The sequence below is a fragment of the Bacillus sp. AP50 genome (assembly GCF_040492675.1).
Classification (GTDB): Bacteria; Bacillota; Bacilli; order Bacillales; family Bacillaceae_G; genus Bacillus_A; species Bacillus_A cereus.
The window spans coordinates 1-17,663 of the sequence record NZ_JBEUTW010000105.1 but is presented as its reverse complement, the minus strand read 5'-3'; the positions used below and the strand labels follow the sequence as shown (position 1 = coordinate 17,663).

Genomic DNA, 17,663 nt, shown 5'->3' with positions numbered 1-17,663 from the left:
GTTTTATACATTTATATGATAGCTTCCCACGCAAGATTATACAACATGTATCGACAAATATGTTGATATTTTTTTGGTTTTTTATAAAAAAATCAATGTTCCCGGGAATGTATGGGCATTCAATATGACATACTTTTTCATTATTTTTATTTTAAAAAGAAAGGGAATTATCTGTATATTTATACAAATTTCTTCTATACTTACTTTTTTTAATACGTTTTTAAAAACACAAAAAGCATCTAACTTCGATGCTTTTCAAATAAGTTAAACAATCCGTTTCCGAATCGAACTTGAAATCCAATCAATTATAATTACCATTAAAATGATACCTAATAAAATAATCCCAACACGAGACCAATTCCGTGAACTCAGCGCAAAAATTAAAGGTGTACCAATCCCTCCTGCTCCAATAACCCCTAAAATCGCAGCGGATCGTACATTAATTTCAAATCTGTATAACGTATACGATAGAAAATCCGGTAACACTTGTGGTAACACTGCATACCAAAGTATTTGAAAACGGTTTGCTCCTGTTGCTAGTAACGCTTCCGTCGGTCCTTTATCTATGTTTTCAATTCCTTCTGAATATAGTTTCCCTAACATTCCAATAGAATGTAATCCTAAGGCCAATACTCCTGCAAAAGAGCCTGGACCAACAGCTTTTATAAATAAAAGAGCCATAACTAATTCAGGAAACGTACGAACAAAACTAAGTACAAATTTCCCAGATCCTGAAGTTAATTTTCCACTACTCATATTCGTTGCCGCCCAAAAGGCAAACGGAACAGATAAAAATGCAGAAATAAATGTACCTAATATTGCAATTGCCAACGTATCAATTAATCCATGTAATAAATCTTCACCATCTGGCAAAGATACATACGACCAGTCTGGATTCAATATCCCTGTCATAATTGCTTTCGTGATTTCACCTGCTGTGTCCTTTATCCCCTCTAATGGTACTCCTGAAAAGGCCCATACATATACAACTGTAAGTGCTATTAAAATAATCCAGCGATATATACTCGGTTTCTTCGGTTTTGGCACAATCATCGTCGTTCTATTCATTATAGTTTCTCCCGTAACAATGTACTAATGTAGTCAATTAACAAAACAACAATAAGGGTATAAATAATTATAGAAGCAGTTTGTTTATATTGTAAAAATCCAAGTGTACGATCATAATATAGTCCAATACCACCTGCTCCTACTAAACCTAAAACAGCTGCTGCACGTACGTTCACCTCAAATGTATAAAGAACATAGGAGACAAAATGTGCTTTCACTTGCGGAATTACCCCATAAACAATCCATTGTACCTTAGTAGCCCCTACAGCTGTCATCGCTTCTAGTGGGCCAGGGTCAATTGATTCAATTGATTCATACAACAATTTCGCTACAAGTCCAATTGAAAAAAAAGTAAGAGCCAAAATACCTGGAAGTGGCCCAATTCCAAAAATCGCTACGAAAATAGCCGCCAATAATAAATCTGGTATTGTTCGTATAAAATTTAAAATCATTCGAGCTAGACTGTATAAAAATGTGTTAGTAAACACATTACTTGCTGCAAACAATGCAAGTGGAATAGCTAAAATCGCTCCTAAGGTCGTCCCAATAATCGCCATACGTATTGTATCTAACATCGCTGTTGTAATAACTTGAAAATAACTCCAATCAGGTGGCACCATTTCTTTCAATAGATCTACCATATTTGGAAAACCGCCTACCAGTTTTGAAAATGATGCATCTACTTGTACACTACTACTCCACAGCATTAAAATAACTAAAATAAACGTTAACATATGTTTCAATTTACTCGGCGGCTTCGGTATTTCATTTGAATATATCGTCACCTCATTCATTTTACTGCCACCTCTAATAATTCGCTTTTCTGAGCAACGTCCCCATAAATTTCAGCGAATTTTTCATCCGTTGCTTCTTCTACTAAACCGTCAAAAACAATTTCTCCTGCATGTAATCCGATAATGCGTGTCGCATATTGTCTAGCCAAATCAATAGAATGTAAATTTACAATTGTCGTGATTCCAAAATCTTCATTAATTTTTTTCAAATCATCTAGCACTTGCTTTGTCGTAAGTGGATCTAACGATGCAACAGGCTCATCTGCCAATATGATTTTTGCTTCTTGCGCCAATGCTCTAGCTATCGATACACGTTGCTGTTGTCCTCCTGATAATTCATCAGCACGTGCATATGCTTTTTCTAAAATATTCACTCTTTTTAACGCTTGAAATGCGAGCTCCACATCTTCTTTCGGAAACAAACCTAACGTTGTACGTAATGTGGAATGATATCCAACACGACCAGCTAATACATTTTTTAATACTGTTGATCGCTTTACAAGGTTAAAACTTTGGAAGATCATACCGATATCCCGGCGCATACGCCTTAATCCTTTTCCTTTCGCAGCAGTAATAGACTCACCTTCAATAATGATTTCTCCTTCGGTAATCTCATGAAGACGATTTACGGATCTGAGAAGTGTAGATTTTCCAGCTCCAGACAGCCCTACCATTACAACAAACTCACCTTTTTGAATTTTCAAGTTTATATTATTCAATCCTTTTGTACCGTTTGGATACACTTTGGAGACATTTCGAAACTCTATCACACATCTTACCTACCTTCTATGTATTCAAAACGGCAAACTAACTGAAAACATCCCCTTTCAGCTAGCTGCCATTTCCATATGTATTATTGCGTTTTTACTTTCTTCCCATATTCACGAACGATATCAAATTTACTATCATCAGATTTAACATATCCTTCATGTGAATATACTTCTTTAATGATTTTACGGCCTTCCTCATTCTTTCCAATTTCAATGAAAGCATCTTGTAATTTCTTGCTCCACTCTGCATCTAAATCAGATCGTACAGAAATTGTATCGTTCGGAATTTTCTCAGTAAATTTCACTATTTTCGTTTGATCAAATATATTCGGATAATCTTTTTTTACAATATTACGAGCATCTTGGAATACAACAGCCGCATCTACGTCACCATTTAAAAGAGCAATAAGCGACTGATCGTGACCTTTTAATGTAACAGGTTTCACATCTTTTAACGGATCAATTCCCTCTTTTAATAGAACAGCTGCAGGCCACACATATCCCGCTGATGACGTTACATCTTGATAGCCAATTTTTTTACCTTTTAAATCTTTTACACTATTAATATTTGAATCTTTCTTAACAACAAACTCAGATTTATAATAATCTACTAAATCTTTTGTAGGGGCTCCTGTTTCATCCTCTACTCCAAAACGTTGTGCTTGTAAAATTACATTTGCAGCCTTCTTTTCATGTGCTAATACGTACGCTGTCGGCGGTAAAAATCCTACATCTACTTGTTTAGATGCCATCGCTTCTACAATTGTATTGTAGTTCGTTGAAATACTAACTTTTACTGGAATATTTAACTTATCACTTAATAGCTTCTCAAGCGGTTTTGCCTTCGCCTCTAACGTATCTGCATTTTGAGAAGGAACAAATTGAACATTTAAAGTCTTCGGTACATACCCTTTTTTCGTATCTTCATTTTTACTTGCGCTTGATTCCTTCGTTCCACAGCCACTTAATAATCCCGCTGCTAGTACAACTGTTGTGCTCATTGCAAAAACTTTTTTCAACATATTAATGCCTCCATTTTTCATTGTTATAAAATAACCTTTCATAAACATGAAGAAATATATCACATATTTTTACAAATAATTGATTATTTACAGAATCTTTACACATTCTATACACTCACATTAAAATTCTCTTCACATATTTGATATGATGAATTGGAAGATAACAATAGAAAAGGTGAGTCATATTGGAACAAAATCAAACTGTAACTTTAAACATCTTATTAACAAGCGATATACATGGCACTGTTTATCCTATTCACTACCAAGATAACTCCCCAGCAGAACTTGGTTTAGCTAAAATTTCTACTCTTATAAAAAAAGAACGTTCCCAAAATACAAACGTTCTTTTAATTGATAATGGCGACTTTATTCAAGGAACACCATTTACTTATCATTATGTTACATACGAAAAAAACAAAAAAAACCCAATGTCCTTATTAGCGAATTACTTACAGTATGACGCTGCAATTATCGGCAATCATGAATTTAATTACGGGATGGATATATTAAATAATGCTGTGACTACTGCGAACTTCCCGTACCTATCAGCAAACATTTTAGATAAAAACATAAAGAAACCTTATTTCGGAAAACCTTATATAATCAAACAGATTGAATCCAATATAAAAATTGCTATTTTAGGGGTAACAACACATTACATACCAAATTGGGAACAGTCCCATCACATTAAAGATTTACTATTTGAAGATGCATTAAAGACTACAAAAGAATGGGTTTCTTATATTCGCGAACATGAGAAACCAGATTTACTAGTCGTAGCGTATCACGGGGGAGTTGAACGAGATTTACAAACCGGGGTACCGACTGAAGTGTTAACCGGAGAAAACCAAGGATATGCAATGTGCCATGAAATTGAAGGCATAGATATCTTATTAACAGGCCACCAACACCGGGAAATTTCTCACACAATGGCTAACGGTGTAACAATTTTACAGACCGGATGCAATGGACACTCAGTTGGAAAAGTAAAAGTAACATTCGAAAAAACGAAACATAAATGGGTGAAAAAAGAGAGTTCTTCTGAATTATTATCTGTACAAGGATTTGAGGCGGACCAAGATGTACTTTCATTGGTAGCCGATTACGAAAAGAAAACACAAAAGTGGCTTGATCAACCTATTGGAATCATTCAAGGGGACATGCAAATTTCAGATGCTATGCAAACTCGTTTGCATGATCATCCTTTTATAGAATTCATAAATAAAATACAGATGAATATAGCTAATGTATCAATTTCTTGTACAAGTTTGTTCCATAATACATCTCCAGGTTTCCCGGAACATGTAACAATGCGTGATATCGTTTCTAATTATATTTATCCAAACACATTAAAAGTAATTAAAATAACTGGAGCAGATATAAAAAATGCTCTTGAACTCTCTGCTTCTTATTTCACATTAAAAACAGATGGATCAATCACCGTAAGTCCTACCTACATAGAACCAAAGCCACAACATTATAATTATGATATGTGGGAAGGGATTTCATACGTATTAAACATTTCAAAACCAATTGGTGAAAGAGTAGAATCTTTACAGCATAACAGTGCTCCTCTTAATATGAATGAAGAATATGACGTTGTAATGAATAATTATCGTGCAAGTGGCGGGGGAAATTTCTTTATGTTTCAAAACAAACCAGTAGTAAAAGATATACCCACAGATATGTCTGAACTTATCGCTAATTATATATTGGAACATAAAACGATAGAAGCAACAGTTAATAACAACTGGAAAGTTATTAAATAACGATTTTTTACAAATAAAAAAGATGGGCTTCGCCCATCTTTTAATTTAATTTTGCATTATCTTGCTTTTTTAAAGCTTTTAATTTCGTCGGTGTAACATCTGTACCTTCTTCGTTAACAACTTTAATACCTTTAAGTTCGTTTAACATATTTTGACGAAATCCTTTTAAATATTGTTCACGTAGCGATTGACGCTCACGTTGCTCTTCTTCAGTTAAACCTTCAGCTTTTGCTTTTTTCGCTAAGAAGTTAATGCGTTCAACGAGTTCGTGATTAATCATCTCGAATCCCCCTTCTAATCAAAACTGATTATTATCATACAATAGTTACTCTTCTTTATCAAGCAATTGCTTCGTATACTCTACATATCTACGATGTACAGTCGCCTTTGAAACATTATGACCAAATCCACGTAATGTTGCTGCAATTTCTTCAAACGTGAGTTCACTTTTTCGCAAACGTACAATTTCCTCAATTGGCACTTCTTTTTTCTCTCTTCCTACACTTAAATGACGATTTTTTAAATTTTTTTCTGGACGATAACCTTTTTCTACTGCACGTTGCATACCTCGTTTAATTTTCATATTATGAATCTTTCTTTGATATTCTTCAACAATACCAATAATATCTAATACCATCGAATCAGAATCCGACAATTGTAATTCACCATTATGTGTATGCGTATATACTTTTATGCCTTCTTTATGTAAACAATGCATTAACGCGATCTTCGCATTTCCTCTACCAAGACGCGTTTCATCTTGTATAAGTAACACATCAATTTGTTCGTCTCGAATTGTATCCAACACCTCTAATATACCGTCACGTTCAATTGTATATCCACTAGCCTGCTCTTCAATCACCTTAGTAACATTCATTTGATAGCGCTCAGCTAAATGCAATAATTCATCTTTTTGACGTAATAATGATGTTTCTTGCGCTTCTTTCGTTGTACTCACACGTGCATAAATAATCGCATTCATTTTGAACCCCTCTTTCTCCCTATTATTTCCCTATAGTGTAACATAAATCCGCCATTTGTTCGAACTTATGTTTGTAGAATGTTTTTTCACATGTTATACTTATTAATAAGAAAAATGAAAGAAAACGAGGTGTTAGAAAACATGGAAAAGTTAACGAAACGCCAGCAAGACATTCTCGACTTTATTAAGCTAAAAGTACAAGAAAAAGGATATCCACCTTCCGTACGTGAAATTGGTCAAGCAGTCGGCCTCGCTTCTAGTTCTACAGTGCACGGACATTTATCACGATTAGAAGAAAAAGGATACATTCGACGCGATCCAACAAAACCACGTGCCATTGAAATTTTAGGTGAAGACCGAATGGATACGGAAACACAATCTGTTATTCAAGTTCCAATTGTCGGAAAAGTTACTGCTGGTTTACCAATTACAGCGGTCGAAAGCGTAGAGGAACATTTCCCACTTCCAGCTAGTATTGTTGCTGGAGCAGACCAAGTGTTCATGTTACGTATTTCTGGAGATAGTATGATTGAAGCTGGTATTTTCGATGGAGATTTAGTTGTTGTTCGCCAACAACAGTCTGCATATAATGGTGAAATTGTAGTCGCTTTAACAGAAGATAATGAAGCAACTGTTAAACGTTTCTATAAAGAAAAAGACCATTTCCGTCTACAACCAGAAAATTCTTCATTAGAACCTATCATTTTAAAACAAGTGTCAGTTATCGGGAAAGTAATTGGCGTATATCGTGATTTACATTAAAAATAAAAAAAAGAAGATAATTACCTTATTTATATAACGGTAATTATCTTCTTTTTTTGTATTTTGATAGATTTCCATGCATTCTATTTCTTATTAACGAGTTTTAATCGTCACATCTCCAGCAGCCGTTTTACCACTAATCTTTTTACTACCATTTCCAATTGTTACGTTTTTATTTTCTTCATTAAAAATTGTTACATCTCCGGCAGCACTTTGCCCAGTAATTACCGCATCTTGTGGTTTTTCCGATAAAGTAATATCTATATCTCCCGCAGTTGAACTTGCTTCTAGATTATACTTAGAATCATGATCTTGAATATTTATTTCCCCACTTGTTGTTTTTGCGGTCACTTTCCCTAATACCTTCTTAAAATCCACCTCACCAGCTTTTGTCGATCCCTCCACATTCTTAGCCGTTATTTGTTTCAACTCTACTTCTCCAGCAAGTGTTCTAACACTTACGCTATCACTTTTCACATCACTCATTTCGATTTGTCCAGCAGATGAATTTACTTTTACATCTTGGTAAGAGCGTTCGGGCACAAGGAGAGTCAATTTAGACGTTTGAAACCTAAAATCGTAAAAAGAAAAATCAAATGAAGCACCTTTTTCTCTTTCCCCAATAACTTTTAATGTGTCACCATCTTCTGCGATACGAATCTCTTGTTTACGTACATCTCCTGATTGCTTGATATAAAAAGAAGAGTCAGGAGATTTTTGGACAATAATATCCCCGGCATCTAACTTAACTTCTATATTTTTTAATGTTTCGTTTTTAATTACATTTTCTTTATCGCCTTTTTTAGCAGTTTGTACTGCTTTTTCATATGTTTGGGAAATTCCTATTACTCCAATAATGATACAAGCAATAGCGATTAAAAATAGTTTTTTCATCATTTACTCTCCTTTTATCATTTTGAAGTTCCATATTACATATCGTACACACAATCTCTTAAACCACTTTGTACTATAAAAAGCGATAATACATAACAATAAACCTACTCCAACAAACGTTATACTAACGAAAAGATCCAACCATATAAAAGTACCCATAAATACTTTTCCAATAACGAAAAATGGTGTTACTACACTAGCAATACCACCGATCCAAAAAGAAAATATAAAAGCAATAATTGCGACTAACGGTCCTAACACAATAATAAAATTAAACAAACTAAGTCCAATCGCTGCCATAACAGCTCTTGTCACATTTGAAGTCGATGGATTTTTTTTCATTTCATCGAAGCGATACATCGCAAGTAATTCTTTCGCTATTACTTTCGGAGAACCAAGGCCTTGTATTATTTCTGATTCAGTTTTCCCCTCTTCTAGTCCAAAATGAAAGTGCTCTTCATAATCCAATAAAATATCTTGCCTCTCTTCCTCTGGTAACTTTCTAAGATAACTTGATAATTCTTTAAGAAACCCTTCTTTACTCATCCAATTCCACCCCTTCAATAATTTCTTGTACCCCTTTCGCAAAATCACACCATTCTGTTACTAACAAATGAAATTGCGTCTCCCCTTGCTCTGTTAATTGATAATATTTACGAGGTGGCCCTTCCGTAGATTCCTTTAAATACGTTTGAAAATACCCTTCTTTCGTCAAACGACGTAATAAAGGGTATACTGACCCTTCCGATATTAAAAATTTATTAGAAATTTGCTGAACAAGTTCATAACCGTAACTATCTTTACGTTTTACAAGTGCTAATACACAAAGTTCAAGCACACCTTTTTTAAACTGAACGTTCAAGTGCCATCCTCCTTTCCTATCTTAGTACTGTTCAATACACGGTACCTGTTTTATCCATAATATACCACTTAGTATTATTTATTGCAAGGTACTAAACTATATTTATTCCCAAAATTTAGAAAATGAACTAACGAAATCCTGAATAAGACTATGTTATAACTAAGTATCATTACGTTAATACCATTGAGTAATGATTCGATTCACAAGCCACAAACTTACAGCCTTGCAGATGAGGACGTAAAAATCATTGGTCGCGTCGTACAGGCAGTAAAAAATTATTAAGTTATAGCACAAGTAATTAAAAAAAGAGAAGATCGATTCTATCGAAAAAATTTTCTTAGTAAAATGATTCAAGGAAATCAAAAAGAATCCAATAACTTCACTTAAAAAAGCTAAAAAAGCCCTGATACCGTAGTATCAAGGCTTCTCTCTCTTAGTATAGAGACATATATTGATCGCGTTCCCATTGGTGAACTTGTGTTCTAAAGATATCCCACTCAATCTCTTTCGCTTCGATGAAGTGCTCAAGTAAGTGTTCTCCTAGTGCACCGCATACTACTTCATTAGATTGTAATGTAACTAATGCTTGCGCTAATGTTGCTGGTAAATCAACGATACCTGCTTCTTCGCGCTCTTCTTTTGTCATTACATAGATGTTACGATCTACTGCTGCTGGTGGAGTTAATTTGTTTTTAATTCCATCAAGACCTGCAGCTAATAATGTAGCCATTACTAAATATGGGTTTGCAGCTGGGTCAACACTACGTACTTCTACGCGTGTACTAATACCACGAGATGCAGGGATACGTACTAACGGACTACGGTTTTGTGCAGACCATGCTACGTAACAAGGCGCTTCATATCCAGGCACTAGACGTTTGTATGAGTTTACAGTTGGGTTTGCTATCGCTGTAAATGCTGGTGCATGTTTTAAAATACCTGCGATGAAGTGACGAGCATCATCACTTAATTGTAAGTCACCGTTTGCATCAAAGAATACGTTCTCACCATTTTTAAATAATGATAAGTTACAGTGCATACCTGAACCGTTCACACCGTATAGTGGTTTTGGCATAAACGTTGCGTGTAAACCATGTTTACGAGCAATTGTTTTTACAACAAGTTTGAATGTTTGAATGTCATCACATGAGCGAATTGCATTTGCATATTTAAAGTCAATTTCGTGCTGCCCTGGAGCAACCTCATGGTGAGATGCTTCAATTTCAAATCCCATTTCTTCAAGTTCAAGAACGATATCACGACGACAGTTTTCCCCTAGATCCATCGGCGCAAGGTCGAAGTATCCACCGTTATCGTTTAGTTCTAATGTTGGATTTCCTTTTTCATCAACCTTAAATAGGAAGAATTCTGGCTCTGGTCCAAGATTGAAGTCTGAAAATCCTAAAGCTTCCATTTCTTTTAACACACGTTTTAAGTTGTTACGTGGGTCTCCATCAAATGGAGTGCCATCTGCATTGTAAATATCACAGATTAGTCGAGCTACTTTACCTTTTTCAGCTGTCCAAGGGAAAATTACCCAAGTGTCTAAATCAGGATATAAATACATATCAGATTCTTCAATACGTACGAAACCTTCAATCGAAGATCCATCAAACATCATTTTGTTATCAAGAGCTTTCGTTAATTGTCTCACTGGAATCTCTACGTTTTTAATTACCCCTAAAAGGTCCGTAAATTGTAAACGGATATACTTTACATTCTCTTCTTTCGCCAAACGGAAAATATCTTCTTTTGTGTATCTAGACATTATAAATTCCTCCTTAGTCCCTCTAATCGCCTTCAGAATCAGTTATCTTTAGTGAAAAAATCTTGAAATGTCACCTTGTCGCAATGAAGTTCGATTGAATCTACCTGTATGTTGTAGTTCATCTCGAAGTATTTTGCGAAGCTCAGTTTTTGAAATTTCTTTCGTTTCTTCTTTTACTTTCACTGCTTCTGTTTGATTTTCTTTCATTAGTAACACTTGTTTAATACCAGCCATATTCAAGCCTTGATCTAACAAATCTTTAATTTCTAACAACTTATCTACATCGTTAAATGAAAATAATCTACGATTCCCCTTTGTACGGGTTGGAGAAACAAGATTATGCTCTTCATAGTAGCGAATTTGACGTGCAGACAATTGTGTTAAATCCATAACAATACCAATAGGAAACAGCGGGGCAGAACGTCTATCTTCTTTCATTTTTCAGTTCCTCCTTCGCCTTAACTGCTTCTCATTTTATACTATGTTATGTTTAGTGTCAATAGATGTTAGCTTTTCTTACATGATTTTTTATAATTTTTTTTATGAATTTTTTCATTCTTTTTTCTAATCGCATAAATCATTACTTTTATACGAAAAAAGCTGCCGAAATCGACAGCTTCCCCTTAAGAAATTGTTAATAATTCTTTTTCAATTAATGCATCAATTGCAGAACAAATCGCAATCTTCACATGTGAATAAGTTAACCCACCTTGGACGTAAGCAACATAAGGCGGACGAATTGGACCATCAGCAGACAATTCAATACTTGCACCTTGAATAAATGTTCCCGCAGCCATAATTACATCATCTTCATAGCCTGGCATATAGTTTGCATACGGAGTAAAATGCGAATTAATTGGAGATGCATATTGAATCGCTTGGCAGAAGGCAATCATACGGTCTTTATCATCAAATTGAACAGATTGAATTAAATCTGTTCTTGGTGCATTCCACGCTGGTGACGTGTTCATTCCTAACTTTTCTAAAAACGCAGCTGTAAAAATTGCACCTTTCAGCGCTTGTCCTGCAACATGTGGCGCTAAGAAGAACCCTTGATACATTTCTTGCAGACTGTATAAAGACGCTCCAGCTTCCGCGCCAATTCCCGGAGATGTTAAACGATATGCACACGCTTCAACATACTGTTCTTTCCCGACAATATAACCACCAGTTTTAACAATTCCGCCGCCCGGGTTTTTAATAAGCGAACCCGCCATTAAATCTGCACCAACATGACATGGCTCTTGCTCTTCAATAAACTCGCCATAACAGTTATCTACAAACACAACAACATCAGGTTTAATTTCTTTAACAAACGCGATCATCTCTTTAATTTGAGAAATAGTAAACGATGGACGAGTAGCATAACCTTTCGAGCGCTGAATACCGATCATTTTCGTATTATTATGAATCGCTGCTGCAACAGCCTCAAAATCAACAAGCCCAGCTTCAGTTAGCGGAACTGCATTGTAACCGATATTATATTCTTTAAATGAACCTACACCTTTCCCACGTACACCAACAATTTCCTCTAACGTATCATACGGTTTCCCAGTGATATACAATAACTCATCTCCCGGGCGTAAAATACCAAATAACGCTGTAGAGATAGCGTGAGTACCTGAAATAATTTGCGGACGAACAAGTCCAGCTTCCGCCCCAAATACATCAGCATACACTTTTTCTAACGTATCACGGCCAATATCATCATAACCATAACCTGTTGTCGGGATAAAATGCGAGTCACTAATTTTATGTTTACGAAAACTTTCTAATACACGAAACTGATTGCTTTCAATTACTTCATCCGCACGTTTATGTACTTCTGTAATCTGACTCTCTACTTCTTTTACGATTGGAGCAATTTTTTCTCCATTTTTCAAACGATCAAACATTTTTATTTTCTCCTTCTTCCACTAAAAATCTCTTTAATTGCACATTAAGCGATGAATGAGTAAAAATATACCCTGCACAATCATATACAAATTTATCTTCTAGAAACTCCATCTTTGCTAATAGAGTTTCCGTCTTTAAAAGCGTTAACAACTTACCTTCACTCGGAGGGATTTCCACTCGATAACGATCCATTTCTTTCTTCATCTTCGTTTCTATCGCTTCTTTTATACGCAATAAATCACTTTCTTCAAAAGCACTAGTCATTAAGAAATCACTTTTCGGAAACGGAATAAAGTTTTGATGTAATTCATCTTTTTTATTATATAACGTAATAACAGGAATATGGTTAATTTCAAGTTCTGATAATAATCTTTTTACTGTTTTTTCATGCCCTATGTAGTTAGGATCCGCGGAATCAACTACATGTAAAATGACATCTGCTTCCCCCGCTTCTTCCAGTGTTGAACGAAAAGCAGCGATTAATGAAGTAGGTAAATCTTGTATAAAACCAACAGTATCAGTTAGTAATACTGTATAACCAGAAGGTAACGGCATCTTCCTTGTCGTTGGGTCTAATGTTGCAAACAGAAGGTTTTCTTCAAACGTATCAGCTTCCGTTAATCTATTAAACAGTGTCGATTTCCCTGCATTTGTATACCCTATTAATGACACTTGAAATACTTTATTATCTTTTCTTCTCTCACGATATCTTTTTCGATGTTCCACAACAACTGCAAGTTGTTTCTTTATTTCATCAATACGCGATCGAATATGACGACGATCCGTCTCTAATTTCGTCTCACCCGGTCCTCTTGTTCCAATACCACCACCAAGACGCGATAAGGACAATCCTTGCCCCATAAGACGCGGCATTGTATATTGCAACTGAGCTAATTCTACTTGAAGCTTACCTTCCCTCGACTTCGCACGTTGCGCAAAAATATCCAGTATTAGTTGCGTTCGATCAATTACTCTCGCATCTAATACTGAGGATAAATTCCGAATTTGACTCGGCGTTAATTCATTATTAAATACAATAACATCCGGCTCTAACTCTTCAGTTAACATTGTAAGCTCTTCTAATTTCCCTTTACCTATGTAAGTTGCCGGATGAAACTTTGGTCGTTTTTGCGTTGTTGACACTAACAATTCTGCTCGTGCAGTCTTCGCTAGTGATGCAAGCTCTTTCATGGAATGCATAAATTTTTCATCATCATCTTGTGGCAATTGACAGCCTACTAATATGACTTTTTCTTTTTCTTCCATCAAATATGTTCACTCATCCTTTTCGAAATTTAAACCTTCTAATATAATAGCAGAGGAAGCACATTTCATCTAGTTAGCGGGGGAGAAAATTCATGGCATGGGAGATTTTTAGCATCATAGGCACAATCGCTTTCGCACTAAGCGGAGCCATTGTTGCAATGGAAGAGGATTATGATATTTTCGGGGTGTATATTTTAGGAATGGCAACCGCATTTGGGGGAGGTGCCCTTCGTAATTTATTAATCGGTTATCCGATTGTCGCGTTTTGGCAACAAGACATGTTATTCCAAATCGCACTTTTATCAATGACTATTATTTTTCTTTTTCCAAATAAGTTAATTAGACATTGGAAAAAGTGGGAAAATATCACTGACGCTATCGGCTTATCGGCATTTGCTGTACAAGGAGCATTATATGCCCAAAAATTAAATTTACCAATTAGCGCCACAATTGTAGCAGCTGTTTTAACTGGTATCGGCGGCGGTATCATTCGCGATCTTTTAGCCCGCAGAAAACCTCTCGTTCTTCGAGCTGAAGTATATGCCTTTTGGACAATTTTAGCAGGTTTCTTAATTGGAGCTCAAATTATTGTTAGCGATTGGGCTCTTTACATTCTATTCATTTTAATTGTTTGCTTCCGCATGGTTTCTATTCATTACAAATGGCATTTACCGCACAGACGTATCGAAACGAAAGAACGTTCAATGCATAAATAGCAATCTAACCTCTTTACATATCGTAAAGAGGTTTTTCTTTTCTAACGATTTTTTCTTTATATAATGTTTATACTAATTTTTAAAGTGAGGTGAATACAAATGACAAACCACGTTAATAAAGGAGCTCAAAAAAGCTCAGTAAATCAATTTGGACACGATCCTAATTCAGCACACGAAAAGAGCGCTAAAATGGAACACTTCCATAAAACACACCAAGAAAAAGCAAAAAAAGAGTAAACGAACTTATACACAAAAATTGACGCACAGTTTATGTACTGTGCGTCTCCTCTTCGAGCATCAAATCCATACTCGATATTCCAATTAAATCATTTTTATCATACGCATCTTCTTGCAACAACCGCATCGCCTGTGTACGAATTGATTTTTCAACAATATTCCGTACATATCGCCCATTACTAAACGATGTAATTTGCGACGAATACTTCACCGCATGTAAATGATCCCTAAATTTCCATTCAGCTTCTTTTGATAACTGATATTCACGATCTTCATACATTCTCTTCCCAATTTCCAATAGCTGATTTACCGAGTAATCCGCAAACTCAATAATAAATGGAAAACGAGATTGAAGCCCTGGATTTAATGAAAGAAAGTGATTCATCTCTCTTGAATATCCAGCTAAAATCAATACAAAACCATGTTGTTTATCTTCCATATGTTTTACAAGCGTATCAATTGCTTCTTTTCCAAAGTCCTTCTCTCCTCCTCGAGCTAAAGAATACGCCTCATCAATAAACAAAATACCTCCCATTGCTTTTTTTATTAAATCTCTTGTTTTTTGGGCTGTATGGCCGATGTACTCTCCTACAAGATCAGCACGTTCAGCTTCAACCAAGTGGCCTTTCGATAGAATATTCATCTCAAACAGCAATTTTCCTATCATTCTAGCAACAGTTGTCTTCCCTGTACCTGGATTCCCTTTAAACAGCATATGAAGTACTTGCTTCTCTGACTTCAATCCCTTTTCTTGTCTTTTTTTATTCACATAAATCCAAGCATATATTTCTTTTATTATCTTTTTTATATCCTCCATCCCAACAAGCTTCCCCATCTCTTCTTCAATTCTCTGCAGCATTTCATGTTTAATTGCAGTTTCATTTGAAATTACCGTTTTATTTTCTGCGGCTGGCAAAGAAATTTTCTTTCGATGGTTTAACACAATATTAATTTGATTGTTGTTTTTCTTTCGCATCGATTGTTCCATACAATCACCTCATTTTATCCACTCACCAAATATTATTATTCCTGTCCCCTTGTAAATGCCTATTTTCAGAAAAGTTTGCTATAATATAAGAAATAATTAAGGTGGTGGGACTATGGAGACAACGGAATTCCATGATACAATACAAGCCTTTTCTATTTTTTTATTGAATAAAGGCCGAAAACCCTCAACTATTAAACGTTATGTTTATGACATTGAAGACTTCGGACATTGGTTAGAAAAAAACAAAAAGCTCCCTTCCAGTAATATATGGGCTACACTTTGTACAAAAGACTACGAAGATTACTTTTCCGATTTAAAAACGAATCGACATTACTCAGAAAAAACGATGCATCGTGTATTTATTGTACTAAATAGAATGCATCATTTTCTAAACATTCCTAATCCATTGAAGAATATGGAAATATCTATTCAACCAGACCGTACACTTCGTAACGAAGATTTCATTTCACCTGATGAAGAAAAAAGGTTAAAGTATATAGTCACTTCATTAGAAGGACTTTCAGAAAAACAACTTCCTGTGCGCCCCTTATTAATGGATCGCAATATTGCTATTTTAAATCTATTGATTGACTACGGTTTATCCTTACAGGAACTTACAGCATTAACAATGCATCACGTTCACTTTGAAACTAATACATTATCAATCCCAGCAACCGCAGGTGTAGAAAGAACAATTACATTAGCAAAAGAAGACAAAAAACAACTATATAATTATTACAAAAGCATCCCAGAACCAGTTCGTCCTAAATACCATAGTGATGATCCATTATTTGTCGCATTCGATTTTAACCGTGGAACATACAGGTGGGTATATGAAAATGATGCACCAAAGGCATTAACGGAAATTGCTATACAAAAAATGATTCGCCTCGAAGTGGCTAGAGCCAATTTACGTAAAGGAATTTCAGGACAACATTTTCGTAACACCTATATTTTAAACTTAATAAAAAAAGAAACTCCTGAATCAGAAATTATAAAACTCGCTGGATTCAAATCAAAAATTTCCTTAAAGCGATATTATCAATACGCAGAAAATAGAAAAAACGCCTTATTGTAAGGCGTTTTTTCTATTTTTTCTTTAAACAAACGATTTTACTATGACCATTTAACTAATTTCTGCATCTACTATGATGAGTTTCGTTCACATTTTCGTGAGAAAGGAGAGATTTAATGTCTCGTTATAACGACAATCAAAACAAATTCTCCAAACCATGCTTTCCAAGTAGCGCCGGACGAATCCCGAATACTCCATCAATCCCAATTACTAAAGCTCAACTTAGAACATTTCGTGCGATTATTATTGATTTAACAAAAATAATCCCAAAACTTTTCGCAAATCCATCTCCCCAAAATATTGAAGACCTAATCGATACATTGAACCTACTGAGTAAATTTATTTGTTCACTAGACGCTACTTCCTCCCTGAAAGCACAAGGGTTAGCTATTATTAAAAACTTAATAACTATATTAAGAAATCCAACCTTTGTAGCAAGCGCTGTATTTATTGAGCTTCAAAATCTCATTAACTATTTACTATACATTACAAAATTATTCCGAATTGACCCTTGCACACTTCAAGAGCTCCTTAAATTAATAGCAGCATTACAAACTGCTCTAGTTAATTCTGCTTCGTTCATTCAAGGACCTACCGGACCTACTGGACCAGCAGGCGCTACTGGTGCCACTGGGCCTCGAGGTCACTGGGCCTCGAGGTAACACAGGCGCTACCGGTGCCACTGGGCCTCGAGGTAACACGGGCGCTACTGGCGCTACTGGGCCTCAAGGTAACACGGGCGCTACTGGTGCCACTGGACCTCAAGGTAACACGGGCGCTACCGGTGCCACTGG

The 17,663-nt window shown here is 35.5% G+C and carries 19 protein-coding genes and 2 pseudogenes; 7 read left to right on the top strand and 14 right to left on the bottom strand.

Annotated elements, in window-relative coordinates; all coding sequences use genetic code 11:
- Positions 1-264: 264 nt before the first annotated feature.
- From phnE (ABWK52_RS09675) to ABWK52_RS09660, 4 genes are all read right to left on the bottom strand, one after another.
- Positions 265-1,068, bottom strand: a complete 804-nt coding sequence (phnE, locus tag ABWK52_RS09675; protein ID WP_001082389.1) for a phosphonate ABC transporter, permease protein PhnE — start codon at positions 1,066-1,068, stop codon at positions 265-267.
- Entirely contained in the window at positions 1,068-1,862 is a 795-nt protein-coding gene (gene phnE, locus ABWK52_RS09670; protein ID WP_001006812.1) for a phosphonate ABC transporter, permease protein PhnE, read from the bottom strand. Before phnE (ABWK52_RS09670) ends, phnE (ABWK52_RS09675) begins: the two co-directional genes overlap by 1 nt.
- The gene (gene phnC, locus ABWK52_RS09665) at positions 1,859-2,632 is read right to left on the bottom strand and encodes a phosphonate ABC transporter ATP-binding protein (RefSeq protein WP_098542258.1); all 774 of its coding nucleotides are present in this window, start codon (positions 2,630-2,632) and stop codon (positions 1,859-1,861) included. Before phnC ends, phnE (ABWK52_RS09670) begins: the two co-directional genes overlap by 4 nt.
- Positions 2,633-2,715: 83 nt before the next feature.
- Positions 2,716-3,654: a phosphate/phosphite/phosphonate ABC transporter substrate-binding protein gene (locus tag ABWK52_RS09660; RefSeq protein WP_000915064.1), complete on the bottom strand. Its 939-nt coding sequence runs from the start codon at positions 3,652-3,654 to the stop codon at positions 2,716-2,718.
- 185 nt (positions 3,655-3,839) lie between these two features.
- On the opposite strand from ABWK52_RS09660, the gene ABWK52_RS09655 reads away from it, so the two are divergent.
- Positions 3,840-5,423 carry a bifunctional metallophosphatase/5'-nucleotidase gene (locus tag ABWK52_RS09655; protein ID WP_000437447.1) on the top strand — a complete coding sequence of 528 codons (1,584 nt, stop codon included), beginning with the start codon at positions 3,840-3,842 and terminating at the stop codon, positions 5,421-5,423.
- Positions 5,424-5,463: 40 nt separating this feature from the next.
- On the opposite strand, the gene ABWK52_RS09650 is transcribed toward ABWK52_RS09655, so the two are convergent.
- Both ABWK52_RS09650 and ABWK52_RS09645 read right to left on the bottom strand, forming a co-directional pair.
- The gene (locus ABWK52_RS09650; protein ID WP_000607015.1) at positions 5,464-5,703 is read right to left on the bottom strand and encodes a DUF896 domain-containing protein; all 240 of its coding nucleotides are present in this window, start codon (positions 5,701-5,703) and stop codon (positions 5,464-5,466) included.
- Positions 5,704-5,748: 45 nt separating this feature from the next.
- Positions 5,749-6,405, bottom strand: coding sequence for a YneB family resolvase-like protein (locus ABWK52_RS09645; RefSeq protein ID WP_000991472.1), 657 nt, complete (start codon positions 6,403-6,405; stop codon positions 5,749-5,751).
- 141 nt (positions 6,406-6,546) lie between these two features.
- Between ABWK52_RS09645 and lexA the strand changes: the two genes are divergently transcribed.
- On the top strand, positions 6,547-7,167 hold the full coding sequence (gene lexA / locus ABWK52_RS09640; protein ID WP_000413738.1) for a transcriptional repressor LexA: 621 nt from the start codon (positions 6,547-6,549) through the stop codon (positions 7,165-7,167).
- 93 nt (positions 7,168-7,260) lie between these two features.
- On the opposite strand, the gene ABWK52_RS09635 is transcribed toward lexA, so the two are convergent.
- Genes ABWK52_RS09635 through ABWK52_RS09625 form a run of 3 tightly spaced genes read right to left on the bottom strand, consistent with a single transcriptional unit; the run spans position 7,261 to position 8,923 of the window.
- A complete protein-coding gene (locus ABWK52_RS09635) occupies positions 7,261-8,064 on the bottom strand; it encodes a DUF4097 family beta strand repeat-containing protein (RefSeq protein WP_098542257.1) in 804 nt (267 codons plus the stop codon).
- A complete protein-coding gene (locus tag ABWK52_RS09630; RefSeq protein WP_097998322.1) occupies positions 8,065-8,607 on the bottom strand; it encodes a DUF1700 domain-containing protein in 543 nt (180 codons plus the stop codon).
- Positions 8,600-8,923, bottom strand: coding sequence for a PadR family transcriptional regulator (locus tag ABWK52_RS09625; RefSeq protein WP_097998321.1), 324 nt, complete (start codon positions 8,921-8,923; stop codon positions 8,600-8,602). Before ABWK52_RS09625 ends, ABWK52_RS09630 begins: the two co-directional genes overlap by 8 nt.
- A 162-nt stretch (positions 8,924-9,085) precedes the next feature.
- Between ABWK52_RS09625 and ABWK52_RS29735 the strand changes: the two are divergent.
- Positions 9,086-9,205: pseudogene (locus ABWK52_RS29735) on the top strand (LexA family protein); the annotation flags it as partial.
- A gap of 151 nt (positions 9,206-9,356) precedes the next feature.
- On the opposite strand, the gene glnA reads toward ABWK52_RS29735, so the two are convergent.
- The 4 genes from glnA to hflX all read right to left on the bottom strand — a co-directional run bounded on the left by glnA (position 9,357) and on the right by hflX (position 13,853).
- Positions 9,357-10,691, bottom strand: a complete 1,335-nt coding sequence (glnA, locus tag ABWK52_RS09620; RefSeq protein WP_000092763.1) for a type I glutamate--ammonia ligase — start codon at positions 10,689-10,691, stop codon at positions 9,357-9,359.
- Positions 10,692-10,739: 48 nt separating this feature from the next.
- Positions 10,740-11,129 (bottom strand): transcriptional repressor GlnR, encoded by a 390-nt coding sequence (gene glnR / locus ABWK52_RS09615; RefSeq protein WP_000656783.1) that lies wholly within the window; start codon positions 11,127-11,129, stop codon positions 10,740-10,742.
- A 185-nt stretch (positions 11,130-11,314) separates the two neighbouring features.
- A complete protein-coding gene (locus ABWK52_RS09610) occupies positions 11,315-12,586 on the bottom strand; it encodes an aminotransferase class I/II-fold pyridoxal phosphate-dependent enzyme (protein WP_000460289.1) in 1,272 nt (423 codons plus the stop codon).
- Entirely contained in the window at positions 12,579-13,853 is a 1,275-nt protein-coding gene (hflX, locus tag ABWK52_RS09605; protein WP_000391395.1) for a GTPase HflX, read from the bottom strand. The genes ABWK52_RS09610 and hflX overlap by 8 nt, the downstream gene beginning before the upstream one ends.
- Positions 13,854-13,945: 92 nt before the next feature.
- On the opposite strand from hflX, the gene ABWK52_RS09600 reads away from it, so the two are divergent.
- Together ABWK52_RS09600 and ABWK52_RS09595 are read left to right on the top strand one after the other, a co-directional pair.
- Positions 13,946-14,569 (top strand): trimeric intracellular cation channel family protein, encoded by a 624-nt coding sequence (locus tag ABWK52_RS09600; protein WP_000312267.1) that lies wholly within the window; start codon positions 13,946-13,948, stop codon positions 14,567-14,569.
- Between the two features lie 99 nt (positions 14,570-14,668).
- The gene (locus ABWK52_RS09595; protein ID WP_000181501.1) at positions 14,669-14,806 is read left to right on the top strand and encodes a hypothetical protein; all 138 of its coding nucleotides are present in this window, start codon (positions 14,669-14,671) and stop codon (positions 14,804-14,806) included.
- A gap of 31 nt (positions 14,807-14,837) precedes the next feature.
- Here ABWK52_RS09595 and spoVK read toward each other — a convergent pair whose 3' ends face one another.
- On the bottom strand, positions 14,838-15,794 hold the full coding sequence (gene spoVK / locus ABWK52_RS09590; RefSeq protein WP_000438175.1) for a stage V sporulation protein K: 957 nt from the start codon (positions 15,792-15,794) through the stop codon (positions 14,838-14,840).
- 112 nt (positions 15,795-15,906) lie between these two features.
- Between spoVK and ABWK52_RS09585 the strand changes: the two genes are divergently transcribed.
- Both ABWK52_RS09585 and ABWK52_RS09580 read left to right on the top strand, forming a co-directional pair.
- Positions 15,907-16,872: a tyrosine-type recombinase/integrase gene (locus ABWK52_RS09585; RefSeq protein ID WP_000450319.1), complete on the top strand. Its 966-nt coding sequence runs from the start codon at positions 15,907-15,909 to the stop codon at positions 16,870-16,872.
- 113 nt (positions 16,873-16,985) lie between these two features.
- Positions 16,986-17,663: pseudogene (locus ABWK52_RS09580) on the top strand (collagen-like repeat preface domain-containing protein); the annotation flags it as partial.